The sequence below is a fragment of the Microbulbifer mangrovi genome (genome assembly GCF_002009015.1).
In the GTDB taxonomy this organism is placed as follows: domain Bacteria; phylum Pseudomonadota; class Gammaproteobacteria; order Pseudomonadales; family Cellvibrionaceae; genus Microbulbifer; species Microbulbifer mangrovi.
On the sequence record NZ_LZDE01000343.1, the window covers coordinates 63,902 to 90,097 of the forward strand.

Sequence of the window (26,196 nt, forward strand, 5' to 3'; positions counted from 1 at the left end):
ATTTTTTGACCTGATGTCTGCGTATCAGCTCTCACCCCAAGGGGGTAATAGGCTCTGCTCAATCCCGAGCTGGCTCAGAATTCTGGCGACCACGAAGTCGACAAGATCTTCTACAGACTCCGGCCGCTGGTAAAAGCCCGGGCTCGCCGGCAGGATCACCGCACCCATGCGGGTGAGCTTCAGCATGTTCTCCAGGTGAATCTCCGAGTACGGCGCCTCGCGCGGGACCAGGATCAATTGCCGGCGCTCTTTCAGCGCAACATCCGCAGCCCGCTCAATCAGGTTATTGGAGGCTCCACAGGCAATGGACGACAGTGTACCGCCACTGGCCGGACAGATGACCAGGCTGCTGGCCGCACCGGTTCCGGACGCCACCGGGGAAAACCAGTCGCGCTTGCCGAACAGGACCAGCTGACCGGGTTCTGCATCATATAGCTCGCGCAGGAAGTCTTCCGTGCGCGCTTCGTCCTCCGGCAGGGCAACCGGGGTTTCGGTATCAATCACGATGCGCGCAGCATCGGACAGCAACAACCATACCCGCACCCGGGCCGCCAGCAGGCACTGCAGCAATCGCAGGCCGTACTGGGCGCCGGAGGCTCCGGTAATCGCCAGGGTGACGGTCTTGGGGAATGTCGGCTCAGCCAAAGAGGTACCCACTTACGCCCCGGTGCGGGGCTATTTGCCGTATTTCTGTTCCAGGGCGTTTAGCAGCCGCTGGTGTACACCGCCGAAGCCACCATTGCTCATTACAATAACGTGACTGCCGGGGGCAGATAGTTCGAGCACGGATTCTACCGCAGCGTCGATACTGTGGAGAACCTTCGCCGGCACGGTTGAATGGTGAACCACCTCATCCAGGGACCAGTTCATCCCCTCGGGCTGGTACCAGAGCACCACGTCGGCCCCGGCGCAGGCGCGCGCCAGCTGGTTCTGATGATGTCCCATACGCATGGTATTGGAGCGCGGTTCAATCAACGCGATAACCTTGTCCCCGCCGACCTTGGCGCGCAGGCCGTTGAGCGTGGTCTCAATGGCCGTGGGATGGTGGGCGAAATCGTCGTAGACACGGATTCCCCGGATATCCCCCAGGCACTCCATACGCCGTTTCACCCCGCCAAATTTGCCCAGCGCCTCCGCCGCAACCGCCGGCTCCACGCCCACATGACGCGCAGCCGCCATCACAGCCAGGCCGTTTTTCACGCTGTGCAGCCCGGTCTGCTCCCACGCCACACTGGCCACGGTACTGCCTTCCAGCTGCACATCAAAGCGGCTGCCGTCAGCGGCCACATTGAGTGCACACCAGTCGCCGAGGCACACATCCTCATCGCTGGCCACGTCAAAGCGCTGCACTTCGCTCCAGCAGCCATGCTCCAGCACCTGGGTGACCGCATCTTCCTGCGCGGCAATGATCAGGCCCGAGCCGGGCACGGTGCGCACCAGATGATGGAACTGACGCTGAATAGCCGCCAGGTCATCGAAGATGTCGGCGTGGTCGAATTCGAGATTGTTGATAATCAAGGTGCGCGGACGGTAGTGGACAAATTTGGAGCGCTTGTCGAAAAACGCGGTGTCGTACTCATCCGCCTCCACCACGAAAAACGGGGTACCGCCCAGACGGGCGGAAACATCGAAATTCTGCGGCACGCCGCCGATCAGGAAGCCCGGGTCCATGCCCGCGTAGTCCAGCACCCAGGCCAGCATACTGGCGGTGGTGGTTTTGCCGTGGGTACCGGACACCGCCAGCACCCAGCGCCCGCCGAGGAAGTGGTCACACAGCCACTGGGCTCCGGAGGTGTATGCGAGCCCCTTCTCCAGTACCGCTTCCACCGCGGGATTTCCCCGCGATAGCGCATTGCCAATAATCACCAGATCCGGTGCCGGATCCAGCTGTGCGGGGTCGTAGCCCTCGGTCAGCTCGATGCCTGCACGCTCCAACTGGGTACTCATGGGCGGGTAGACGTTGGCATCTGAACCGGTCACCCGATGGCCTTCCGCCACCGCCAGCTGGGCCAGGCTGCCCATAAAAGTGCCACAAATACCTAAAATATGAATATGCATGCCAGATGGTTCGCTCTAATCCGTGGAAACAGGTGCCGGGTGAGACTGCCAATTCGCGCAATCATTCCTGCATATGCACCGTTTTTTTGGCGCTCTGTGCGTTCCGGCCCGGTTTTTGCTGCCATTCCAGAGGAGGAAATGGCGCTGCCCGGATACCGCTGTGCAGACGATGGCGACGGCAATTCACATCTGCCGTCAAACCCAGTGAATTCAAGGCCGCGCAAGCTTATCACGGGTTTTTCCCGCAGTAAGTGTCGAATGTCCGCAATTCCATGCAATTGCCATATGAATACATTAGACTTCGCGCCGCGTGAGGTAGCCGACAGAAGCCGCCCGCCAGCAACCACGCCACTGCGTGGCGACTTAGACGAGAAACAGCGACTGCAGCCATAGGATAGACATGTCGAAGAAGAACGCATTTTACGCGCAATCCGGCGGCGTTACCGCCGTCATCAACGCCTCCGCTTGTGGAGTCATCGAGACTGCCCACCAGCACGGCGACAAGATCGGCAAGATCTACGCCGGTCTGAATGGTATTGTCGGCGCCCTCCGCGAGGAGCTGATCGACGTCAGCCAGGAGAGCCGTGACACCATTGCCGCACTGCGCCACACCCCCTCCGGTGCCTTCGGCTCCTGCCGCTACAAGCTGAAGAGCCTCGAGCAGAACCGCGCCGAGTACGAGCGTCTGATCGAAGTGTTCAAGGCCCACAACATCGGCTACTTCTTCTACAACGGCGGCGGCGACTCCGCCGATACCTGTCTCAAGATCTCCCAGCTGTCGGAAAAGATGGGTTACCCCATCCAAGCCATCCACATCCCCAAGACCGTGGACAATGACCTGCCGTTCACCGACAACTGCCCAGGCTTCGGTTCCGTCGCCAAATATGTCGCGGTTTCCACTAAGGAAGCGGCGCTGGACGTTGCCTCCATGTGCGCCACATCCACCAAGGTCTTTATCGTCGAAGTGATGGGCCGTCACGCGGGCTGGATTGCCGCCGCCGGCGCCCTCGCCCAGGAAGAGGAAGGCGATGCGCCGCACATCATCCTGCTGCCGGAAGTCGCCTTTGATAAAGCAAAGTTCCTGGCCAAGGTACAGCAGACTGTCGCCGACAAGGGCTACTGTGTGATCGTTGCCTCCGAAGGCGCCCAGTACGAAGACGGCACCTTCCTCGCCGACGCGGGCAGTGTCGACGCCTTCGGCCACAAGCAGCTGGGCGGTGTAGCACCGACCCTGGCCAAGATGGTCAAGGACGAGCTGGGCTTCAAATACCACTGGGCATTGGCCGACTACCTGCAGCGCGCCGCGCGCCATATTGCGTCTGCCACCGACGTGGAGCAGGCTTACGCGGTAGGCAAGGCCGCGGTGGAAGCGGCGGTTGCCGGCAAGAACGCGATCATGCCCACCATCGAGCGCAATGGCAGCTCCGCCGCCGATTACAGCTGGAGCATCGGCGAGGCTCCGCTGTCCGAGGTGGCCAACGTCGAGAAGTTCATGCCCGAGGAATTTATTTCTGAAGACGGTTTCGGTATCACTGAGGCCGCCCGCAACTACCTGGAGCCGCTGATCCAGGGCGAAGACTACCCGCCCTATAAAAACGGCATCCCCCAGTACGCGCGTCTGAAGAAGGTGCTGGTAGACAAGAAGCTGGAACAGGGCTTTGACGTTTAATCGCTAAGCCAATCCCGCTAGTCTTTCCAGATAAAAGAAAGCCTCCATCCGCGATCGGATGGAGGCTTTTTTGTTGACGCGCAGACCGCGGTTTGCGGTCCGATTGTTTATCTAAACATTCAGCAACAGGTGCTGGCGTTCCCAGGGTGAAATCTCCCGGTGGAACAGGCGCATTTCCTCATATTTCACCGCGGCGTACAGCTGGCAGAAGTCCTCTCCCATCGCCGTGCGTACTTCCTCTGCATCATCAAAGATCCGCAACGCCTCATCAAAGGTCTCCGGGATATAAAAACTGGCTTCCTGGTCTTCATTCAGCTCAGATGTTGCGGGCGCGCTGGGTTCCACCCCGTTCACCATGCCCAGATACCCACACACCAGGCTCGCGGCAATGGCCAGGTAGGGATTGGCATCCACACCCACCACACGATTTTCCAGACGGCGGTCCTGGGCACCGGAGTGCGGCACCCGCAGACCAGTAGCGCGATTGTCATAGCCCCAACCGATATTGGTGGGGGCACTGGAATTGTCGGCCATCTCAAAGCGCCGGTAGGAATTCACGTTGGGGGCAATGAACGGCATGATTTCCCGCAGATGCTTCTGGGTGCCGCCGATAAAGTAACGGAACAGGTCCGAGGCACTGCCGTCGTCCGCGGAAAAAATATTTTTCCCGGTGTCGCAGTCCACCACACTCTGGTGGATATGCATGGCACTACCGGGTTGGTCGCGCATGGGCTTGGCCATAAAGGTGGCAAACATGCCGTTTTTCAGCGCCGCCTCACGAATAATGCGTTTGAAGTAGAACACCTGGTCCGCCAGCAACAGCGGGTCACCGTGGGTAAGGTTGAATTCCACCTGTCCGGCACCGTCTTCCTGAATAACCGAATCGATGTGCAGGCCGGCGGCTTCGGCGTATTCGTAGATGGTATCGATCACCGGTCCATATTCATCGATGGCAGTCATCGAGTAGGACTGTAGGGAAGTCCCCGAACGCCCGTTGCGGCCCACCGGTGGCTGAATCGGCTCGTTGGGGTCCACATTCGGCCGGGTCAGATAGAACTCCAGCTCCGGCGCCACGATCGGCTGCCAGCCCCGGTCACGGTACATTCCAATCACGCGCTTCAACACATTGCGCGGTGCGCAGGGGATGGGATTACCATCGAGGTCGAGCAGGTCGTGGATAATCTGCAACGCCGGAGTCTTTGCCCAGGGCACCGCCATAGCGGTGGACATATCCGCTACCAGCGCCATATCACTCTCGGCCCACTGGTTTTCGATATCCATTTCCACATCCTGACCGGTAATGGTCTGATAGAAAATGGAAATAGGCAGGAAGATCGGGGCCTCCGGAGAGAACTTGTTCAGCGGCATCGCCTTGCCGCGCGACATGCCATTCAGGTCCGGGACTATGCACTCCACCTCATCCAGACGACGGCCATCGAGATAGGCAAGAAAGGCTTCGGGCAGAGTGTCCAGCCAGGAATTAGCGTCGGGCTGCGTCATATAGGCTCCGGTGATAGGAATTGAAGCCCGCAGTGTAAAGGAAAGTGTGTGTCACCGGAGAATTATCCCCACAGGCGCAACCGGTCAGTCTTCCAGCGGGTCCATAAACTCGGGGCCAGAGCTCCGCACCAACGCGGTAGCGAGCACTTCATTGGTAGTGTCGGGACTGATGGTCGCGGCGGAGAGATACTCCCTCTGCACCGCGAATACCGGCAGGACTTCAGCAGATGCCGCACACGCCCGCTGGTACTCCAGAATGGGATCGCAAAAGTAGGCATTACAGATATCCGCACGCATTTCTTTGGGCAGACTGCACCCACTGCTGGTCTGATTGATACAGGCCCCCTCGATGGATCCCTTGGAAACACGGGACAGGTACAGGGCCGCAATCTGATCGTCGTCAAGCGCCGGGTTTTCATCCATGGTCCGGCGCATACTCAGTGGTGACAGATAAGCGTGGTCCCGCCCCGACGAGCAACAAGCACCTTTGCACATGCCACACAGGTGGTCGCTAACCAGCTCTACTTCGGGCTGATCGCGGAATACGTTTTCATGCCGACGGTTTTTCTCGCGAGGGGCCCAATTCTGATCGTCCTGCGGAATGTCTGACGCGCAGGCAAAGCTGCGAGCCTCTGCAATGACCTTGTGCAGATGCGCACGATAATTTTCTATGCGCTCGGAAGAAACCGGCACCATCCGGGTGCGCCCGGTGGGAATAACCATGAGGCTGGCGGATTGCTGCGAGAGACCGGGAAAAGCCTGCTGCGCGGCTTCAAGCAAACGGAGGTTTTCCGCTTCCTCCTCCACAATGCGCGCCTGGATTCTGGCTTCATTTTCCGCCCGCGCGAGACGCCTCTCCCGTAATTGCTCCCGGTGAAACTGCAGCTGGGACTGGAACAGGTTAATGGGCAGGTTGCGATGCCGCTCGATAAAATTGCCGCATTCAAAGGATGCACAGACAGCAAACGTTTCATCGTCTTTACGGGGGATAGCGCTGTTGAACAGAGGCGTTTCGCACACACGGCAGAGCCCGGCAGCCAAAGTTTCATCATCCATGATTAATTCCTTTTTATTCTCCCGCAGGGTCCGGGCCTTGGCAAAAATCCCTAGCCCAAAACCCTATGAGGCATCGAGCCACTTGTACATGACGAACGCATCTACATAGCCCGCAGTGGGATGATTGAAGGCCTGCGGCAAGCGCCCCACCTCATCGAAACCCAGCTTCTTCCACAAGCGTACCGCCCCCGCATTGGTGGAGGCGACGAAATTGAACTGTATCGCCTTGTACCCGAGTTCCCGGGCAACCTGTTGAGAGTGCTCACACATGGCAGAAGCGAGCCCTCTTCCGCGGGCATGTGCAGCGACCATGTATCCGCAGTTGCACACGTGCGCGCCGGGCCCTGCCTGATTCGTTTTAAGGTAGTAAGTAGCGAGGACCTCCCCACCTGCCTCGCAGACATAGGTCTTGCGCGGCATTTCCATCCAGATTCTGTAGGCTTCCTCACGTGAGGTATCCGGCGCATAAGCGTAGGTATCTGCTGCTGCAACCACCTGATGAAAGATCGGCCAGATCTGCTCGAAATCCATTGGTCGCGCTTCTCTAATTTTCATCGTCAGCGTCCTACCGATTTGATTCTGCATGGCACAGCCATGAGGAGCCAGGTAGCTTTGGCACTAGACCGTGATAGCGCCCGATCACAGCGCTGGCTAAGCGACAAACCGCATAACTGCTCATGTAAGAAACCTGTTTAGCGAGGTTTATTTTTTGTCAGAAAGCGCGCTTCATCCGCCGCATTGGGGACCACACAGACTGGGTTTTTGCCAAACAGCTGATAGCGGTTACGCGCGATACGATCATACATCCAATCCCGCAATGCGCGCGGAATCAAACGTAAACAGGTCAACGCAGGCCACGGCAACGGAAGTTGTTTGAAGATACGAAGTATGGCATCAGACTTTACATACATCTGATCCCCTTCTACCAGGAGCATGGTTTCGTATTCATCCAGCGGCAAGCCGAAAAAAGAGAGAATCGCCTGCCCTTCATGCGACTGTACGGTGGCGAGTTTGAAGTGGCGATCGCGGTCGAATTTCAGTAAAAAGCGCGCCCACGCTGAGCACAGGCGACAAACGCCATCAAACAGAACCACCCTGTCCCCTTGTTCCAGGTAAGGGGCGGTAATGGTCCGACTATCTTCCGTCATACTGCAGCGTCCCTGATCAGAAATTTCGAGGCAGCCACGGGAATATAAAACAAAAAAGGCCGCTCGGGATATTCCGGAGCGGCCTTTGCCAACGGGTACGCGTTTAATACACCCGCTGCGTTTCTCAGGAATCCAGTACGCTGCGCACGAAGTCGGTCAGTTCCTGGTCCTGGCTGTTTTCGAAGAAACAGGCCTGGAAGCGCTCACCGGTTACCGCGGTTTTCACCAGTTCCGGATCGATGGCCTTGAGACCGTCCAGATAGGCTTTACCGGTGGCTTCCTTGATATGGTTCAGGATGCCGGCATTGGCCACCTGAGACTCTTTGCGCTCCGGCGGGTAGCCCTGGCCTTTCACACCGGTAAAGGCTTTTTCAAACATGTAGCGGATATTCAGTTCCGCCCCCCAGCCAAAGCCCTTGGCAAAGGGAATGGCCAGCGCGTTGCCATTGTTGATCTGGGCGAACAGGAAGGCGTCCGCCGGATCGATGCAGTAGCCACAGGTCACACCGGGATAGGCGTTCAGGGACATCAGCGCGCCCTGACCGGTACCACAGCCGCTCACCACAAAGTCTACCGCCTTGGAGTTCAGCAGCAGGCTACCCATGATCCCGAGATGGATGTAGGTCAGACGGTGATCGTTATCGTCACTCATGCCGGTGTTGTAGACGGTGTGTCCCAGTTCGCCGGCGACGTCCTGCAACTCTTTCAGCACGATGGCGTTTTTGGACGCCTGGCTGAATTCGTTCATCAGTGCGATTTTCATAATTGCTCTCCTGTTGCCCCGGGATACAGGGACCGGAATTTGTTTCGCCACCAGGTGTGCATTATTTGTACAAATCGTACCTGGCGCGGCCTATTATCTGTCCGCGCATTATAAGTGTTTGGCCGATTATTTAAACCGGTCAGGCAGGTTTGCAAGGCAGGTGCACAGTCACTGGTCCCTTCTCCCGGGCAAGCTCCTGCAGAAAAGCCCGACGCCCCCCAGAGCGACGGCGGCAAACAGGGCCACGGCACGGGGAGATTCCAGTACCAGCAAAGTGAGCGCCGAAACAACAATCCACAGTATCGGAATCAATACCACCCCCCAGAGTGCGGGGCCTCGCAATACGAGCAGGGCAATCCCGAAGGTAAACAGGGCCGTGGGATCCGGATGCAGCCCAAAGAACTCGGCCTGCCGCCAACCGCCACCTGCAGCGAGCGTTGTGAGAGGCGGGCCGATGAACGCAATCAGTACGAGGAAACTACCGATCAACAAAGATAGCGAGGGACGCGGTCGCGCTCGTGCGCAGCCGAACCCACTCCATGCGATACCAGCCAGCAGTGCCCCCTGCAACAGCCACGCCCAGCAGAGGTAATCCCCCGCCCAGTTGAGAGTTACATAGCGCTGGGCAAAAAATGCCACAGCGACAAACCCCCAGGGAAGCGCGAGCAGTAACAGGGCCAGACGGGCGCGCCCGCGGATCGCCACAACCAGCGCAATGATGCCCAGTGCCAGGAAGGCCCACTGCAACGGCCAGAAGTCCTCCCCCATTCTCGCCAGCAGGCGAAAATACACATCGCCACTAAAAGGGATAAAGTCCTGCAGCTGATAACTGGCCCAGTCACTCATCTTTCTTCTGTTGGTTTTCGCTGTTGGTTTTCATTGCGCGTTATTCACAGGGACTCAATAAAACGGACCATGCGCTGCCGGGCGGCAGCATCGGGCATGGGGCCTTTACCCGCCTGCATGTTTTCATTCATGTGCGGTACCCGGGACGTGGCGGGAATGGCGCAATTGATCGCCGGGTGACTGACAATAAACTTCAGCAGAAACTCCGCCCAGGTGCGGCATGCGAACTCCTGCTGCGCCCATTCGGGTACTGCTTCCCTGCGCTTCAGGCCCTTGATCAGGCTGCCTCCGTCAAAGGGACGATTCGCAATGACCGCAATGCCTTTTTCCCGCGCTAACGGCAATAATCGCCGCTCCGCTTCCCGGCGGGTAATGTTGTAAGTGAGCTGACAGAAATCGATGTCCTCACTCGCCAGTATCTGCTCGAACTCTGGGTGGCGCCGACCGTGAGAGGTGGTTATTCCCACGTAACGGAGTTCACCAGCGGCTTTCATTTCCCGCAGCACCGCAAGATGTTCACGCCAGTCGTCAATATTGTGTACCTGCACCAGATCGAACTTATCCACACCCCAGCGGCGCGCGAGGCTCGCAACCTGTTCCCGGGTGGTGCCACCGGCGGGGCTCCATACTTTTTCCGCGGAAAACAGGGATTCCGGTTTACCCAGACGCTTCAGCGCATAGCCGATCGTATCCGCGGCGGAACCGTACATGGGGGAGGAATCAACCAGGCCGCCGCCGTTGGCAAAAAACGCCTCGAGTACTTGCGTGCGCGCAGCGAGTAGCTGCGGGTCGTCGCCCACATTAAAGGTACGCCAGGTCCCCATCCCGATCACCGGCAGCGCTTCTCCACTGCTCGGGATTGCCTTTGTGGCTATCACCTTTGTGACCGCCGCCTCCCGTGCATTAACGCGGCCAGGCAGACCCCACACACCGACGAGGCCCGCGGAGAGCATCTTGATAAATTGTCTGCGCAGATACTGACCTTCCATGGTTTTCTCCCCTCATTGGGTTTCGAGAAACAGGTTATCGGTGTGAGCGAAAAGCTTCCGGTCGCATGATCGCAGTGGCGAACACCAGGATAAAGCAGCCCAGTACGAACACCTTGTTGACGAACCAGTTACTGCGCCAGATGGTCCACTCGGGTTCCGACAGAAACAGCGCGAATTTGCTGACGATGATGACAATCTCGATCACCGCCATGGCGATGGCCAACTGCCGCGCGTAAGGCGCTCTTGTTACCAGGACCCACCCCAGCCAAACGTGAGCCAATGGCCACAAATCCCAGTAAACGTGGCTGTTCCACGGCTCACCATTGCCAAGCGCAAAGGCAATGGGAAACAGTTATTTGATAAATACCGTCCACGCCGCCAGCACAAACAGGAAATGCGCAAGGAACAGGAGCCAGCGGCTCTGCGACGCCATACGCTCGTCAGGCATTCACACGTTCCCGCAACACTTCAGCCGCCAGCTCAAACGAGCGCAGCCGCGCGCGATGATCGTAGATGGCGCCGGTAACAATCAGCTCATCCACCCGGGTGCGCTCGAGAAAGCGATCGATCCAGGGCGCGATGGTGTCCACCGTACCCACGGCGCTTTCCGCCAGTGCCTGCGCCACCTGCGCGCGCTCACTGGGCGCGGCGATGGTGGCCGGGTCCGCTACCGGCGGCTTCAGGGGGCCCGGCATTCCCCGGCGCAGGGCGACGAACTGCTGCTCGATGGAGGTCATCAGCTGACGCGCTTCGTCGTCACTGTCCGCGGCAAACACATTGATTGCTGCGGCCACATAGGGGGCATCCAGGTGCTCGGAAGGCTGGAACTGCTCGCGATACAGATGCAGCGCCTGATCCAGCATGGCGGGGGCGAAATGCGAGGCGAAGGCAAACGGCAGTCCCAGGGCAGCCGCCAGTTGGGCACTGTAGAGACTCGACCCAAGTAACCAGATCGGTACCTGCAGTCCGACACCGGGCACCGCGCGCACGCGCTGTCCAGGCTTTTCCGGGGCAAAATAGTGCAGCAGCTCGCGCACATCCTGGGGAAACTGGTCCGCAGCATGCAGGGGATCCCGGCGCAGTGCCGTCATGGTGGCGCCGTCGGTGCCCGGGGCGCGTCCCAGCCCCAGATCCACGCGATCGGGATAGAGCGCCGCCAGGGTGCCGAACTGCTCGGCAATCACCAGCGGCGCGTGATTGGGCAACATCACCCCGCCGGCAGCCACCCGGATTTTTTCCGTTCCTGCGGCGATATATCCCAGCGCCACCGCGGTAGCAGCGCTGGCGACCCCGGCCATATTGTGGTGTTCCGCCATCCAGAAACGCCGGAATCCCTGAACCTCTGCATGCTGTGCCAGGTCGAGGGAGTTCTGCAGCGCCTGGCGGGCACTGCCGGTATCGGTGATTGGGGAAAGGTCCAGTAATGAGTAAGCGCGCACATCAGCTCCTTTTTGGACAAAATTTGGACGACGACCGGTTCACAGCTTTAGTCAGTAAAACAAATCAGTAATTCAAATAGTAACGATCTAACAAGCGCAACTGAATTGTGAACAATCTTTAACCACAATCCGTCATTTGCCAAAAACTTTCGATACGATTCAGGTCTGGCGTCGTTTGCATTAATATCGTTCCGTCACAACGGGCACATTCAATGGTCATTACGCTTCACCCTATCGGCCTGCTCATTTTTGCCAGCATCTGTATCTGCTTACCGCTGATACTGCTGCTGTGGATGGTCCCGTGGGGCAACCGGCGAGCCAATTACTGCCTGGCGCAGTTGCTGGTGATCAGCTGTACCATTGCCGCGGCGCAGCTGCCGATGACTACGCAGCCTTCCCAACCCCCGTCCTACTACTACATATTTTCACTGCAGTTATTACCTGGCCCACTACTCTACTTTTTTACCCGGCTGCTGACACACCCCGACTTCAGTTGGCGACGACACTACCTTCTGCATCTTTTGCCGGCCCCCCTGATGGCGCTGATCTGGTGGTTACAGCAACCTTTGTCAGATAGCGGGTTACTCAATTTTCCCTGCCTGCGCACGTCCGAGTGTGATGCAGTGTTTCAGGCGCGCTTTATCCACCGCTCCAGCACCTACTTGTCCCTGATTGGCTATGGCAGTGCTGCATTGTGGGCATTGCGCCCACACCTCAAGCGCATCAAAGCGCAGTATTCGGAGATTGATCACGTGCACCTGCGCTGGCTGAAGGTGCTACTGAGCTGTTACGTCGCGGCAGCCCTAGTGGCCGTCGGTATCGAAATCCACAGTTTTACCCATGAGCGACTCCATCTCACTACTGGAGTTTTGCAGAGCCTCTCGCCGCTGGTGCTGAGCCTGATGCTGGGCTACTTCGGCCTGCAACAGCGACAAATCCAACTGGACGCGGACACGCCCCGGTTGCACCGCAATCCGGAGCCCCCCGCGATGGGGGTAACAAAAGCACAGAGTGAAGATCAGGATTCACCATCTGACAGCACTGAAAAATATCAGACCAGCAGCCTGACGGAATCCGCCGCCGCAGCCATCTGGCAACAGCTGCAACAGCTGATGCAGGAGGACAGGCCCTATCTGAAGCCGGGACTGAAAATTGCTGAGCTGGCCCAGAACCTGGATGTACCGGTGCACCACCTCTCGGAAAGTATCAATGGATTCGCCAAACAGTCGTTCTACGACTTCATCAATCAGCGTCGAGTAGAGGAAGCGGCACGCTTGTTGAGCCATCCGCAGTATGCCCATTTGTCGGTCACGGACATCGGCCTGCAGGCGGGATTCAACTCTAATTCCACCTTTTTCTCGCACTTCAAAAAACGCTTGCAGGCTACGCCAAAGCAGTTTCGCCAGCTACAGGAACGCACCTGCACCGCCGGCGAGAAAACCTCCTAACCCGTTGATTTAAAACATTTTTTAAATCCGGATTTGCAAATCAACATTGCAGGTCCGATTTTTTTGTGCGGTTTTCCAAACCCGGAAGTAATCCTGTGCTCTCCCGGCTATAACGCAATGGCTGAAATTTCGGCGCCACCGTATCGCGCCGGCAGCCGCTATAGACCAATAAAAATTTACGCCAGGAGAGACTATGAAAGCCCTTCGATTTTTACCCCACGCATTGGCCACGGCAGTGGCTGCGCCGATTGCCCCCTGGGTCACTGCTTCAGAACTGGAGGAGATCACGGTCACCGCCCAGAAACGTACTCAACGCCTCGCAGAAGTACCGATCGCCATTACCAGCTTCAGTACCGAGAGCATTGAGGAAACCGGTGTTCGCCAGCTACGGGAAGTTGCCGAGTTCGTACCAAACCTGTCCATCAGCTCTGGCAAAGACTTCGACTCCACTGTCAGTATCCGCGGTGTCGGCGCCAGCAGCCGCAACATCGGCTTTGACACCCGTGTCGGAGTCTATCTCGACGGTGTTTACCTTGGGCAATCGCCCGCGCTGAATCAGGAACTGCTGGATCTCCAGCGTATCGAAGTATTGCGCGGTCCACAGGGCACGCTGTTCGGTAAAAATACCGTGGCTGGCGCCATCAACCTGGTTTCCCGCCAGCCCGGGGATACTCTGGACGGCAGCCTCAATGTGGAGTACGGCAACTTCAACGCGCGTCAGGTCTCCGCTTCACTAAGTGCTCCGTTGTCCGACGTATTATTCGGCAAAATTGCCCTCAGCAGCCAACAGCGCGGCGGGACTCAGACCAATACCCTCAGTGGCAACATGCTCAATGAACAGGATGGTGACGCCTATCGTGCACAGCTAGTCTACGATGCCGGTGGCAGTTTCACCGCCAACCTGGCCATCGATGGCACCGAGGGCGAACGCCTGACTTACGTCGGCGAGCCGGTGACCGACACCTTCGGCATGACCCCGGATACCGCGGCGCCCGCAGACGATACCGTAGCCATGAACCACGACCCGATGGAGTTCCGGAAAATCCGCGGTAGCGCCCTGACCATGAACTGGGACCTTTCCTCCGGGTTTGCGATCAAGTCCATCTCCGCCGCACGGGATACGGAAATTTTTTACCGCAACGATGTGGACTACTCACCGCTGGATCTCGCGGAGCTGCGCTACGCAGACAGCTACAAGCAGGTTACCCAGGAATTCCAGCTGATCTCGCCGGAAACCGAAGACCTGCAATATGTAGCAGGCCTGTATCTGTACCAGCAGGAGGGCGACAGCCTGCGCCAGATTGTCAGCTCACCAACCGCCGCCATGTTGTTCGGCACCAATCCGGAGGTACCGGTTACCACCGATGGCACCGTCGACACCAACAGCTTTGCTGTATTTATGAACGGTAGCTACCAGCTCAGCAGCCAGTGGAAACTGGGCTTCGGCTTCCGCTACTCGGAAGAAGAAAAAGAGGTGGACTGGAGCATCGACGGTTCCGGCTCCGGCGCCTTCGCCATGGGCACCGGCAGTGTCGACGACAGTCGCACAGACAGTCATTTTTCACCCAATGTGGTGCTGAACTACGCATTCACCCCCGATGTTCACGGCTACGCCAAATACGCCGGTGGTTTTAAAAGTGGTGGTTTCAACCTCGACTTTATCGGCCAGAGCGACCTGGAAGCGGGTATCGACTTCGACAAGGAAACCGTCGACAGCTATGAGATTGGCCTGAAGGGCACCGCGCTGGATCGCAGCCTGAGTTTCAACCTGGCGGCCTTCCAGTCCAATTTCACCGACTACCAGGTGAACCAGTTCATAGATCTCGGCGAAGGGCGCACTTCCATTTCCATCCGCAATGCGGCGGAAGTGGAGACCCGTGGCCTCGAAGCAGAATTCACCTATAGAGCCAGCGATTACCTGCAGTTGAACGCGGCCCTGGGTCTGCTGGATGCGAAGTTTTCAGATTACCCTGGCGGCGGAGCCGGCGGTGCCGATGTCTCCGGTAACAAGCTGCCGGGAGCATCCGATTACTCCATCAACTTGGGGGCCCAGTACCGCTACCCGATCATGTCCATGGGCGTAGAAGTCATGGCGCGGATCGACTACTCCTTCCGCGACGACTACTACAACACCGCGGACAACGAGCAGTACCGAACCCTGATGACCGGTGACGTGGTCCAGTATGGCTGGGTAGAAGATATTGAGCTGGTTAATGCGCGTATTGGTGTGATCAGCGACTCTGAAAGCTGGAGTGCCTCCCTTTGGGCGCGTAACCTGCTGGATGAAGAATATCTGACAGACACCTCCCGCGATTTCTTCGGTACCCTGACCCAGTTCAAGGGCATGCCCCGCACATACGGATTGGAAGTCGGCTACCGCTTCTGATCCCAAACCTGCCCGCCGCAGGCAGCGCCTGCGGCGGGCTTTTAACGACTCCGATAACAACATTAAAAACCAACCTGAGATGTCCCCATGAAGAGACTGTTGATGGGCCTCGGCGCCATATTGCTCGCACTCGTGGTCATTGTGCTGGTGCGCACCGCACATTACAGCCCGCCACCACTTTCCCAATCTCCCGCTACCCAGGCGCAGACAGCCCGCACATTCAACCCACAGTTTGATAGCAGGCAGATCGCCGGTAACCTGTCGCGGGCGATTCAGTTTCAAACCGTTTCCTCAGAGCTGCAAAACCCTCCCACCAAGGCGCAGTTCGAGCAATTTCTCGACTGGCTTGCGCAAACCTATCCACAGGTACACACGCAACTCGACGTACAGCCACTGGGGATAAATCCGGAACAACCCTATACCCGGCTGTTTACCTGGCGCGGCAGCGACCCCGCCCTGCAGCCGGTCATGTTTTCCGCCCATTACGATGTGGTCCCGGTGATCCCGGGTACCGAAGACGAATGGCAACACCCGCCCTACAGCGGCGCTGTGGACAACACCCATATCTGGGGCCGCGGGGCATTGGACGACAAGGGCGCCGCCATCGCCCTGATGGAGGCCGCCACGCAAATGCTCGCGGAAGGCTTCCAGCCCCGCCGCACGCTCTATATCGCCCTCACCAATGATGAAGAAATTGGCGGACCCAGTGGCACCGCCGCGGTGGTGGAAAAACTGAAGAATGACGGTGTGCAACTGGCCTGGACCCTGGACGAAGGCTCCTTCGTGCTGCGCGGATTCGTCCCCGGAATCGACCAGGACGTGGCCAGTATCAATGTGGCAGAAAAGGGTTTCCTCACCCTGGACCTGATCGCCAGGGGCGAGGGCGGCCACTCTTCCATGCCGCCAAAGGAAACAGCCGTAGATACCCTGGCCAGTGCACTGATGAAGCTACAAGCTTCGCCTATCTCCGGCGGGCTGGAGGGGCTGAGTGCAGAGATGTTCGATGCCATCGCCCCACATATGTCGTTCGAAAAGCGCATGCTGTTTGCCAATCGCTGGCTCTTCGGGGGCCTGATCGACCGCGCACTCAGCACCAACCCCGGCACTGCCGCCATGTTGCACACGACCACAGCCCCCACCATGCTGCGCGCCAGCGTGAAAGCCAACGTACTCCCCATCGAGGCGGTGGCGACAATCAACTTCCGCCTGCATCCCCGGGATACCGAACAGACAGTTGTGGATTACCTGAACACTACCGTCGATGATCCCCGGGTCACTGTGGAGGTCCACGATAGCCGCAGCCCGTCGCGAGTCTCCAGTACCGAGCGCGCGGGGTATCACGGGGTCGAGCATGCTACCCATAGCACCTATGACCACGTCATTACGGCACCCGGACTGACCGTGGGCGGTACCGATAGTCGTCGCTACCAGGTGGTAGCGGAAGACAACTACCGCTTCAACCCCATGATCGTGACCCGCGATGACATCAAGGGCTTCCACGGCACCAACGAGCGCATCACCATCGACAATATGCTCAAGGCAGCGGAGTTTTACAGTCACCTGATGGAAACTGCCGGCAGTCAGTAGCCGCTGCGCCTTCTCAGGGAGCCGGTGGCAATGCTGACGGTTCCCAACTGCTATCCGTATCTATCCCTGTCTATCCCTATCACCAATATCAACCTTCCCGCTCGCTGCCGCATTCTGTTAACATCGCGCCCGCAAAACCTAAGGGGTGGCGAACGCCTGAGATGCCGCCGGATCAGACCGATCCGGCCCGCAAACCCTTGAACCTGATCCGGCTAATACCGGCGTAGGAATAGGTCCCCGGTGCGGCGCCCCGCACTCCCCTCTTTTCTCGTCGAACTCCGGGTCTCTCACCGATTCGAACGAGAGAGCCATGAATTCCAAAAACGACTTTGCCCCGCTTATCAAGCCCCTGGCCCAGGCTGTCGGCCTTGCCACAGCAGTTGTCAGCGTTGCCGTATCGGCGGAAAACGCTATCGAAGAGGTGGTTGTCACCAGCCAGTTGCGCGAGGCCACGCAGCTCGACACCCCCACCAGTGTGAGTGTTCTGGATACCGCCGCCATCAAAACCCGCGGCGCCACCAATCTCGAGCAGTTACTGAACCTGGCGCCCAACGTCAACTTCTCCAGCGGTGCATCCCGCGGACGCTTTGTACAGATTCGCGGTATCGGCGAGCGCAGCCAGTTTATCGACCCGGTAAATCCCTCCGTAGGCCTGATCGTCGACGGTATCGACTTTACCGGCCTGGGCCTCGCCGCCAGCACTTTGGATATGCAACAGGTGGAGATCCTGCGCGGTCCACAGGGTACGGTATACGGCGCCAACGCCCTCGCGGGCCTGGTCAACATGACCAGTAATGCACCGAGTGAAAACCCGCTCGCCAGAGTGTCTGCTGAAGCGGCCGAATATGGCTCGCACACCCTTTCCGCGGTAGCCAGTGGCCCGCTGTCCGAGCGGCTGAGCTACCGCTTTGCCGTGCAGAATCAGCAGTCCGACGGCTATGTACACAACCGTTATCTGGACCGCAAAGATACCAACAACATCGATGAGACCTTGGGCCGCGGCAAGCTGCGCTATCAGGCCAGCGATGACCTGCAGCTGGACTTCACAGTGTTCTATCTGGATGCGGACAACGGTTACGACGCCTTCACCCTGGATAACTCCCGTAACACCCTGTCAGACCAGCCGGGCTGGGACCGCCAGGAAACCCTCGCGGGCGCGCTAAGCACCCAGTGGGGCGGCAGCGACCTGTTTACCATCAAGTCCGTACTCAGCGCCGCCAGCTCCGACACCGAATACGGCTACGACGAAGACTGGACCCACGTGGGTTTCCATCCCTGGGAATACAGCTCTACCGACAACTACCTGCGCGATCGCGACAACCTGAGCGCGGATGTGCGCCTGGTTTCCACCGATGAGAGCCTGCTGTTTGGCGGCAGCACCGGCTGGGTGGCCGGGGTTTACCTGCGTACCGAGGAAGAAGCCCTGCAACGCAACGCCAGCTTCGCCAGCCAGTTTGACACCGACAACGCGGCGCTTTACGGACAGCTGAATAGTGCAATTGGCGCGCGTTTTGAACTGATTACCGGCCTGCGACTTGAACAGCGCAGTGCGGATTACACCGACTCCCTCACCGTCACCAGTGACACCCGCGAAGACCTGTGGGGTGGCAATATCACACTGAGGTTCAGCGCCAGCGACACCACCATGGTTTACGCTACCATGTCCCGCGGATACAAAGCGGGCGGCGTCAACGGCCGTATTATCTCCGCCTCCGCCAGCAACCCGGATATTGGCAGCGATACTTTCCTGTTCGACACAGAAAGCATGCTGAACTACGAACTGGGGGTTAAAGGCGACTGGCTGGAGAGCCGTCTGCAAGCCCAGGTCGCCGCGTTCTATCAGGACCGCAGCGACGTTCAGGCCAAACAATCGATTTTCAATCCGGAGGATTTTTCCTTCGACGATTACCTGGCGAACGCCGCCGGCGGCCACAGCACCGGTATCGAGGCTGAAGTCACCTTTCAGGCAAGCGATGCGTTACAACTCTTCGCCACCTTCGGCTGGCTGAATGCGGAATTCGAGGACTTCGTCAGTAGCACCCACGTAGATGCCCGCGATGACAACACTGGTGAAACCTCACTGGTCACCCTCGACGGTCGCGATCTGGCCCACGCACCCAACTACCAGTTCTTCACCGGTGCCGAATACGCCCTGACAGCGAACCTGATGTTCCGCGTGGAAGTGGAAGGCAAGGACGACTTTTATTTTTCCAACAGCCACAACGAAAAATCCACTGCCTACGAGCTGGTCAATGCGCGCCTTACCTACCGCGGCGATGACTGGGATATTGCCCTGTGGGGACGCAATCTCACCGATGAGACAATCTACACCCGCGGCTTTTATTTCAGTAACCAGTTCGGTAACAACCCGGCCAACGGCTACGCGCCGGAGGCCTACTACCAGCTGGGAGAGCCGCGTGTAGCCGGTGTATCCGCGAGCTATACTTTCTGATTTGCCGAAAAGAACCGGAGCCGAACACCATGGAATCCTCTGCTGAACCGTCCTTGAAACTGTCTGTGGAAATCAGCATGTACCCGCTGCAAAACGAGTACCTGCCCGCGATCAGGGACTTTATCGAACGCCTGCACAACCACCCGGAACTGCAGGTGATCAGCAACACCATGAGCACCCAGGTGTTCGGTGACTACGATCCGCTGATGGATATGCTGAAAACGGAAATCCGCACCTCTTATGAACAGTTTGGCCGTGCGATTTTCGTGTGCAAATTTATCGACGGCGACCTGAATCCCAATCTCGGCGTGTAAACGGAAACCGCGATCATGTTCAGTCCGGAAGTGCGCGAAGCCATCACCAGCTCCCTTGCCGCCATGTCCCTGTGGGAAGTCGCAGCGGTGATACTCGCGCTCGCCTATCTGCTACTGGCAATGCGGGAAAATATCCTGTGCTGGTACGCAGCTTTCGCCAGCACAACGATCTACCTGTTCCTGTTCTGGGACGTCAGCCTGCTGATGGAATCGGCACTGCAGGTCTTTTATCTGTTGATCGCGGTATACGGCTGGTGGCAGTGGCGCCACCGCAACGATGCCAGCAAGGAACGCCATATTCACCGCTGGCGGGCCCGCACCCACCTGCTCGCGTTCTGTTTTATCGGATTACTGACCCTGTTGTTCGGCTATGTGCTGGACAACTACACCAGCGCCGCCCTGCCCTATCTGGATTCCTTCACCACCTGGGGCGCAGTAGTGACTACCTACATGGTCACGCGCAAGGTCATCGAGAACTGGCTCTACTGGATTGTGATCGACGGTGCTGCCATTTACCTGTACATCGACCGCGAGCTGTACCTTACCGCGGTGTTGTTTGCGCTTTATGTAATTCTGGTGATTATCGGGTTCTTCCAGTGGCTTTCTCTCTACCGCAAACAGCAGGGCATGCTGCACGAGGGTTCTCCTACCAACAGCGTGACATCTGCCGCCGAGTCCCACCGTGACGCTCCCACCGGCTGATCTCCTGCCGGCGGACTGGCCTCTGTGGAGCACTAGCCAACCGACGCTGCTCAAGCCCCTCACCCAGGGGCTAACCAATCGCAGCTTCCTACTGGCAGCGGGCGAGGACAGGTTGGTACTGCGGCTCAATTCCCCGATCAGTAATGCTTTGGACCTGAACCGCCCCGCGGAAGCGGAAGCACTACATCTGGCGGACTCGGCAGGGCTCTGCGCGCCGCTGGTGTACTGTGATCCGGAATACCGCTATCTGGTTACCCGCTATGTTTCCGGCACTCCTCTGACGCTAGAGGGGAATCGCGGTATTCCGCAGTTGGCGCAGCTGCTGCAAAAGATTCACCAGCTACCGCCTATAGCCGCACATCTGGATATTGAGCAGAAGATCGCCAACTACTGGGCGTCGATCGACCCCGGCGACGTTTTTTTCGAGTCGTTGCACAGCCTACAGCGCAGGGTACAGCCCAGTATTGCCGCCACCCAAACCGCGCACTCCTCACCTGCCCTGTGCCATAACGACCTGCTGGCGGACAACCTGCTGGTAAGCGCGAGCGGGCAGCTATATGCGATCGACTGGGAATATGCAGCAAGCGGTGATCCTTTTTACGATCTCGCGGTCATTGCCGAGGGCTACGGCATGGATGCCGCACAGCAATCGCACCTGTTGCAGCAGTATCTGGCACAACCGGTCGATCACGAGGAGATGGCCCGACTGGACCAGTGGCGAGTGATTTACCGCTACCTGTCGATACTCTGGTACGCGGTACAGCTTTCCAATACCGACGCCGGCGTGGAGAAGCGGAATTTTACCGCCGTGCTGCGCAGTGAAATCGACGCGATCAGGAAGGCGTTGTCCCGGTCAGGGCACTGAGAAAAATGTCCCGGTAATCTTCAGCATCGAATGCTAGCGGGTTACTGGCAGCCGCCGCATCCGCAACCGCCATGCGTCCGATCCGCTCCGCCTGCTCCCCATCGATACCAATCTCCTGCAATGTGTTTGGAATTCCCAGGTCCAAGCGCAACTGATAGACCCACTCCAGCACACCGCCAAATCCAGGATTGGGCAGATCCAGGTGGCGCGCCAGCCGCTCCATGGGCTCGCCGATCGCACGTTCATTGGCGCGCAGTACATAGGGCATCAAGATCGCATTGAGCAGGCCGTGATGTGCGTCAAACAGCGCCCCCAGCGGATGCGCCAGTGCGTGCATTGCGCCCAGCCCGCGCTGGAAGGCAGTGGCCCCCATGCTGGAAGCCACCAGCATTTGCATACGTGCATCCAGGTCGTTGCCATCGGCCACTGCTCGGGGTAAATACACACTGATCAGGCGCATCGCCTCCAGTGCGATGCCCTCCGCCATGGGATGAAAACTCGGCGCACAAAAAGCTTCCAGATTGTGGGACAGGGCGTCCATTCCGGTGGCCGCGGTGATATTGGCCGGCAGGCCGCAGGTGAGCTCCGGATCGAGAATCACCTGTGCGGGTAACATCCTGGGGTGGAAAATAATGCGTTTAATCTCGGCTTCCTCGTCGGTAATGACCGAGGAGCGCCCCACTTCAGAACCGGTGCCCGCAGTGGTAGGCACCGCGATCACTGGCGCCATGGCGTCTTCATTCACACGCAGATAGTTATCCTCCACATCCTCAAAATCCCACAGCGGACGACTCTGCCCCGCCATCAACGCAATCGCCTTAGCCGCATCCAGTGCGGAACCTCCGCCCACCGCAAGCACCCCATCGTGCTCACCAGTGCGGAATACCGTCAGCCCTTCAATCACGTTCTGGCCGGTAGGGTTGCCCTTAATGTTGGCGAACATGTCGACGCGCAACCCATTTTCCTCACAGTGGTTGAGGATATTGTTGATAAACGGTAGTGAAGCCAGCCCCGGGTCCGTTACCAGCAGGGGGGCGCGCATGCCGAATTCGAAGCACAGGGATGGCAGCTCCCGCACACGTCCCGCACCGGCGCGGATGGCCGTGGGGTAATTCCAGTTGGCAGAGAGATGTGGGGCACGAACTTCAGTCATTGCAAAATCCACGGTCGGGAAAACCCGGCTTACAGGGTTGTTTTCAGGTGAAAAGATTTCGGGCGCGTCACATGCTCGAAGCCAACACTCGACAGGGTGCAGCCGCGACCGGATTTTCTGACCCCGGTCCAGGCCAGCTCCGGATCCAGGTAATCGCACCGGTTGAGAAATACCGTACCGGTATGCAAACGATCCCCAAGGGCAATGGCCGCTTCCGTATCCGCGGAATAAATCGCAGCGGTGAGGCCGTATTCACTGTCGTTCATTAACGCCAGGGCCTCGTTATCATCGGCGACCGACATCACGCCCAGCACCGGCCCGAAAGACTCTTCACTCATCACGCGCATCTCGTGATTCACACCGGTGAGTAACTGCGGTGCCATATAGGCACTGCCCCGTCGATCCAATGCAAAATCCCCGCCATCGATGTGAGCCGTGGCACCCTGCTGCACCGCTTCATCAATCTGGTCCCGCACAAAATCTGCGGCTTCTGCCCGCACCAGGGGGCCGAGGGTGGTATCCGGTTGGTCTGATCGACCGAGACGAAACTGTTGAATCAAGGGTATCGCGCGCTCGATAAATGCATCGAATAGCGAGTGATGAACGTAAGCGCGCTCGATACCGCAACAGGATTGCCCGGAATTGAAAAATGCACCGTCCACCACCGACGATACTGCGTAATCGATGTCGGCATCGGAACGTATATAGGCCGGGTCTTTTCCACCGAGCTCCAATCCCAGAGAAATAAACCGCCCTGCCGCTGCGGCCTCTACCGCCGCGCCCCCGGCCACGGAACCGGTAAACGCGACATGCTGTACATCGCTGCCGATAATGATCTGCTCGGCATCGCGATGCCCGAGATGCAGATACTGGAACACCCCTTCCGGCAACCCGGCTTTGGCAAATGCCTCCACCATCCGTTCGGCACACAACGGAGTTTGCGCCGAGTGCTTTAGCAGCACGCTGTTACCAGCGAGCAATGCAGGCACCACCGCATTGACCGCAGTCAGGTAAGGATAATTCCACGGTGCTATGACGAAAGATACTCCGAGGGGCACCCGCCGGATAAAACGCTGAAATCCAGATTTCTCCGGCAATCGGATATCCGCCAGGGCGGGCTCGGCCAGCGCGGCCATGGTCAGGGCGCGCTCGGCAAAGCCATCTATCTCGCCGCCCGCATACGCGATGGGGCGCCCCATCTGCCAGCAGATCTCCTCGGCCAGGGTGGCCTTTTTCTGTTGCAGCATCGACACTGCCCCGCGCACCAGCGCCACTTTCTGCTGCAGTGGCACTTCGGCCCAGCCAGGCTGCGCGCGCTGGGCGAGATTGAGCGCGTTCTGGATTTCATAGTCCGTGGCGAGAGGGCGCTCGATGTACAGACTGTTATCTATCGGGGAAATACAGCGAAGTTTTTCCATAGGGCTCGAGGGCTTCCTGCCGATACCGGACACTGTGCCGGCCAGATGAATTGCTAGATGATTTCAAAATAGCGCTGCAGTTCCCATTCGCCAATATGACGGCGGTACTCGCGCTCTTCCCACTCGCGGCTTGCAGCAAAGTGATCGACGAAGGCATCGCCAAACAGATCCCGGGCAGCCGCAGATTCTTTGAGCCTTTGCGCCGCGTCCCACAGGGTGCGCGGCAGCGCCAACTCTGCGGGATGATCCGCGGCATAGGCATTGCCGTCCACCGCATCTCCCGGTTGCCAGCCCTGTTCAATACCGTAAATACCGGAGCCCAATGCAACCGCCAGCGCCAGATAGGGATTGGCATCGGCAGCGCCGAGGCGGTATTCCTGACGCTGCGACTTGTCACTTCCGGGAATCACCCTCAGCGCGGCGGTCCGGTTTTCTACCCCCCAGGTAGCGTCGGTCGGTGCCCAGAAGCCAGGAATCAGCCGGCGGTAACTGTTGATCGTGGGCGCCACCATACACAGTAATTCCGGCATCAGACGCTGCTGGCCGGCAAGAAACTGTCGCTGAACATCGCTCATCGAATGGGGGGCGTCCTTAGCGAAAAAGGCCGACTTGTTGTCGCTCTTGTTGCGCAGCGAAAGATGGATATGCCCACTCTGGCCGGGATAGTCATTGGACCATTTGGCCATAAAGGTCGCCATTAACCCACGTCGCTCCGCCAGCACCTTGATAAAGGTCTTGAACAGCGCCGCCTTGTCACCCGCCGCCTCCACACTGTCTACAGTGATCGCCGCCTCGAGCACTCCCGGACCGGTCTCGGTATGTAGCCCTTCTATGGGGAAATCCATCTGCTGTGCCAACTCGAGGATCTCGTGGTAGAGATCCGCGTGCACCGAGTTGCGGATCATCGAGTAGCCGAACCAGCCCGGAGTGAAAGGCTTGAGGTCGCGATACCCCTTGGCGCGGGCGGAGTCCGGCGTTTCGTCGAACACAAAAAACTCGTACTCGAGCGCGCCATAGGGCGCAAACCCGGCCTTCTCGCAGCGCTGGATCACCCGCCGCAATAGGGCCCGCGGGCATACCACCTCGGCGGAATCGGAGAACTCCGCCAGAAACAGCAGCATCCCGTCCTCGAATGGGACCTCACGACAGGTGTAGGGCAGAATCCTGACCGGCGCATCCGGATAGCCGGTATGCCAGCCGGTGTAGCGGGTGTTATCGTAAAGCTGGTCCTGCACATCCCACCCCAGCACCACGTCACAGAAGGCAAACCCATGGTCCAGCGCGGAGAAGAATTTCTCGCGGCTCATGTACTTGCCGCGCATCACACCGTCGTTATCAAACAAGCCCACCTTTACGTGGGTGAGGCCGCGGGCCTCCACAATGCGCTTGGCATCCGCGATGCTGCGAACCTGGCGCGGACTGGGTACAGGGTCATCACTGACAGCGCTCGAGGAAGACAGGGAGTTCGTTGCCGCCGGGGATGATGGCAGCTCGGTGGATTCGTCCATGCTGGGCTCCGTTATTGTGACCGAGCCGTCGCCTCCGGCGACGGACGGATTCCTGCACTCAGCATAGTTCACGGGCGCGGGCTCTGCCGGTACAGATCACCAAATCCGAACAAAATTTGAGCAGTCACGCTGACGGCTATGTTAGCGGACGCTCAGGGTATATAATCCGGCCTCCAAATTTTTGACCCACACAACTTCATTCAGGACCAGCAATGAGCTTCGACAAGGTTTCCCCTGGCAAAGAACTGCCCAACGATATCAACGTAATCATCGAGATCCCGGCCAACCACGATCCGATCAAATACGAAGTCGACAAGGACGCAGACGCGGTATTCGTAGACCGTTTCGTAGCTACCCCGATGTTCTACCCGGCCAACTACGGTTACGTACCCCAGACCCTGTCTGAAGACGGCGACCCCCTGGACGTGCTGGTTGTTGCCCCGTACCCGGTAATGGTTGGCTCCGTAATCCGCTCCCGTGTGATCGGCGTACTGAACATGACCGACGAATCCGGTGTAGACGCCAAGCTGCTGGCGGTACCGCACACCAAGCTGACCAAGCTGTACGATCACGTCAACGAAATCGGCGACCTGCCGGAGCTGCTGATCAAGCAGATCGAGCACTACTTCGAAAACTACAAAGCGCTGGAAGCGGGCAAGTGGGTGAAAGTAGACGGCTGGGCCGACGCTGACGCTGCACGCAAAGAAGTTATGGCTTCCCGCGAGCGCTACCTGAAAGAAGAAGGCTAATCGCCCGACTCTTTTCAAAAAGCCGGCTTTAAGCCGGCTTTTTTGTGCCTGAAATTAACGCTCCAACTATTTCCCCAACTTCCTCAACGCTCGCGGCGAAGGTGCCGATACCGGGTACAGCCTTGTGAGACCTTCGAAAAAAGGGA

Annotated in this window: 23 protein-coding genes and 1 riboswitch; of the genes, 9 read left to right on the forward strand and 14 right to left on the reverse strand. The window is 58.4% G+C overall.

Annotated features, from left to right (window positions below; genetic code table 11):
* Nucleotides 1-24 precede the first annotated feature (24 nt).
* Complete coding sequence (locus B4U49_RS16675; RefSeq protein WP_275078292.1) at nucleotides 25-657, reverse strand: flavin prenyltransferase UbiX; 633 nt, start codon at nucleotides 655-657, stop codon at nucleotides 25-27.
* An 18-nt stretch (nucleotides 658-675) separates the two neighbouring features.
* Nucleotides 676-2,058 (reverse strand): UDP-N-acetylmuramate:L-alanyl-gamma-D-glutamyl-meso-diaminopimelate ligase, encoded by a 1,383-nt coding sequence (gene mpl, locus B4U49_RS16680; RefSeq protein WP_078085732.1) that lies wholly within the window; start codon nucleotides 2,056-2,058, stop codon nucleotides 676-678.
* Between the two features lie 400 nt (nucleotides 2,059-2,458).
* Between mpl and B4U49_RS16685 the strand changes: the two genes are divergently transcribed.
* A complete protein-coding gene (locus B4U49_RS16685; RefSeq protein ID WP_078085733.1) occupies nucleotides 2,459-3,727 on the forward strand; it encodes a 6-phosphofructokinase in 1,269 nt (422 codons plus the stop codon).
* Nucleotides 3,728-3,838: 111 nt separating this feature from the next.
* Here B4U49_RS16685 and B4U49_RS16690 read toward each other — a convergent pair whose 3' ends face one another.
* The 9 genes from B4U49_RS16690 to B4U49_RS16730 all read right to left on the reverse strand — a co-directional run bounded on the left by B4U49_RS16690 (nucleotide 3,839) and on the right by B4U49_RS16730 (nucleotide 11,468).
* Nucleotides 3,839-5,227, reverse strand: coding sequence for a glutamine synthetase family protein (locus B4U49_RS16690; RefSeq protein WP_078085734.1), 1,389 nt, complete (start codon nucleotides 5,225-5,227; stop codon nucleotides 3,839-3,841).
* Nucleotides 5,228-5,311: 84 nt separating this feature from the next.
* Nucleotides 5,312-6,283: a hypothetical protein gene (locus B4U49_RS16695; RefSeq protein ID WP_078085735.1), complete on the reverse strand. Its 972-nt coding sequence runs from the start codon at nucleotides 6,281-6,283 to the stop codon at nucleotides 5,312-5,314.
* 63 nt (nucleotides 6,284-6,346) lie between these two features.
* Nucleotides 6,347-6,838 (reverse strand): GNAT family N-acetyltransferase, encoded by a 492-nt coding sequence (locus B4U49_RS16700; protein WP_078085762.1) that lies wholly within the window; start codon nucleotides 6,836-6,838, stop codon nucleotides 6,347-6,349.
* Between the two features lie 137 nt (nucleotides 6,839-6,975).
* Nucleotides 6,976-7,431, reverse strand: coding sequence for a thiol-disulfide oxidoreductase DCC family protein (locus tag B4U49_RS16705; RefSeq protein WP_078085736.1), 456 nt, complete (start codon nucleotides 7,429-7,431; stop codon nucleotides 6,976-6,978).
* A 124-nt stretch (nucleotides 7,432-7,555) separates the two neighbouring features.
* Complete coding sequence (locus B4U49_RS16710) at nucleotides 7,556-8,194, reverse strand: RpiB/LacA/LacB family sugar-phosphate isomerase (protein WP_078085737.1); 639 nt, start codon at nucleotides 8,192-8,194, stop codon at nucleotides 7,556-7,558.
* Between the two features lie 168 nt (nucleotides 8,195-8,362).
* Entirely contained in the window at nucleotides 8,363-9,040 is a 678-nt protein-coding gene (locus B4U49_RS16715) for a DUF6064 family protein (protein WP_078085738.1), read from the reverse strand.
* A 44-nt stretch (nucleotides 9,041-9,084) separates the two neighbouring features.
* Nucleotides 9,085-10,029 carry an aldo/keto reductase gene (locus tag B4U49_RS16720; protein ID WP_078085739.1) on the reverse strand — a complete coding sequence of 315 codons (945 nt, stop codon included), beginning with the start codon at nucleotides 10,027-10,029 and terminating at the stop codon, nucleotides 9,085-9,087.
* 34 nt (nucleotides 10,030-10,063) lie between these two features.
* A complete protein-coding gene (locus tag B4U49_RS19300) occupies nucleotides 10,064-10,309 on the reverse strand; it encodes a hypothetical protein (protein ID WP_204903070.1) in 246 nt (81 codons plus the stop codon).
* Between the two features lie 160 nt (nucleotides 10,310-10,469).
* Nucleotides 10,470-11,468: an LLM class flavin-dependent oxidoreductase gene (locus B4U49_RS16730; protein WP_078085740.1), complete on the reverse strand. Its 999-nt coding sequence runs from the start codon at nucleotides 11,466-11,468 to the stop codon at nucleotides 10,470-10,472.
* A gap of 212 nt (nucleotides 11,469-11,680) precedes the next feature.
* Between B4U49_RS16730 and B4U49_RS16735 the strand changes: the two genes are divergently transcribed.
* The 7 genes from B4U49_RS16735 to B4U49_RS16765 all read left to right on the forward strand — a co-directional run bounded on the left by B4U49_RS16735 (nucleotide 11,681) and on the right by B4U49_RS16765 (nucleotide 21,222).
* A complete protein-coding gene (locus tag B4U49_RS16735) occupies nucleotides 11,681-12,916 on the forward strand; it encodes a helix-turn-helix transcriptional regulator (RefSeq protein WP_078085741.1) in 1,236 nt (411 codons plus the stop codon).
* A gap of 193 nt (nucleotides 12,917-13,109) precedes the next feature.
* Entirely contained in the window at nucleotides 13,110-15,302 is a 2,193-nt protein-coding gene (locus tag B4U49_RS16740; RefSeq protein WP_078085742.1) for a TonB-dependent receptor, read from the forward strand.
* Nucleotides 15,303-15,389: 87 nt separating this feature from the next.
* Nucleotides 15,390-16,889: a M20 family peptidase gene (locus tag B4U49_RS16745; protein ID WP_078085743.1), complete on the forward strand. Its 1,500-nt coding sequence runs from the start codon at nucleotides 15,390-15,392 to the stop codon at nucleotides 16,887-16,889.
* 131 nt (nucleotides 16,890-17,020) lie between these two features.
* Nucleotides 17,021-17,136: riboswitch (TPP riboswitch) on the forward strand.
* Nucleotides 17,137-17,199: 63 nt separating this feature from the next.
* On the forward strand, nucleotides 17,200-19,341 hold the full coding sequence (locus B4U49_RS16750; protein WP_078085744.1) for a TonB-dependent receptor: 2,142 nt from the start codon (nucleotides 17,200-17,202) through the stop codon (nucleotides 19,339-19,341).
* Between the two features lie 29 nt (nucleotides 19,342-19,370).
* Nucleotides 19,371-19,655 carry a hypothetical protein gene (locus B4U49_RS16755; protein ID WP_239692683.1) on the forward strand — a complete coding sequence of 95 codons (285 nt, stop codon included), beginning with the start codon at nucleotides 19,371-19,373 and terminating at the stop codon, nucleotides 19,653-19,655.
* A gap of 15 nt (nucleotides 19,656-19,670) precedes the next feature.
* Nucleotides 19,671-20,357 (forward strand): nicotinamide riboside transporter PnuC, encoded by a 687-nt coding sequence (pnuC, locus tag B4U49_RS16760; RefSeq protein WP_078085745.1) that lies wholly within the window; start codon nucleotides 19,671-19,673, stop codon nucleotides 20,355-20,357.
* Complete coding sequence (locus B4U49_RS16765; protein ID WP_158078647.1) at nucleotides 20,338-21,222, forward strand: choline/ethanolamine kinase family protein; 885 nt, start codon at nucleotides 20,338-20,340, stop codon at nucleotides 21,220-21,222. Before pnuC ends, B4U49_RS16765 begins: the two co-directional genes overlap by 20 nt.
* On the opposite strand, the gene B4U49_RS16770 is transcribed toward B4U49_RS16765, so the two are convergent.
* Genes B4U49_RS16770 through B4U49_RS16780 form a run of 3 tightly spaced genes read right to left on the reverse strand, consistent with a single transcriptional unit; the run spans nucleotide 21,191 to nucleotide 25,301 of the window.
* Nucleotides 21,191-22,375, reverse strand: coding sequence for an iron-containing alcohol dehydrogenase (locus B4U49_RS16770; protein WP_078085764.1), 1,185 nt, complete (start codon nucleotides 22,373-22,375; stop codon nucleotides 21,191-21,193). The genes B4U49_RS16765 and B4U49_RS16770 overlap by 32 nt on opposite strands.
* 29 nt (nucleotides 22,376-22,404) lie before the next feature.
* Nucleotides 22,405-23,793, reverse strand: coding sequence for an aldehyde dehydrogenase family protein (locus B4U49_RS16775; RefSeq protein ID WP_078085747.1), 1,389 nt, complete (start codon nucleotides 23,791-23,793; stop codon nucleotides 22,405-22,407).
* 53 nt (nucleotides 23,794-23,846) lie between these two features.
* Nucleotides 23,847-25,301 (reverse strand): glutamine synthetase family protein, encoded by a 1,455-nt coding sequence (locus B4U49_RS16780; RefSeq protein ID WP_078085748.1) that lies wholly within the window; start codon nucleotides 25,299-25,301, stop codon nucleotides 23,847-23,849.
* 212 nt (nucleotides 25,302-25,513) lie between these two features.
* Between B4U49_RS16780 and ppa the strand changes: the two genes are divergently transcribed.
* Nucleotides 25,514-26,050 carry an inorganic diphosphatase gene (gene ppa, locus B4U49_RS16785; RefSeq protein WP_078085749.1) on the forward strand — a complete coding sequence of 179 codons (537 nt, stop codon included), beginning with the start codon at nucleotides 25,514-25,516 and terminating at the stop codon, nucleotides 26,048-26,050.
* Nucleotides 26,051-26,196: the final 146 nt, after the last annotated feature.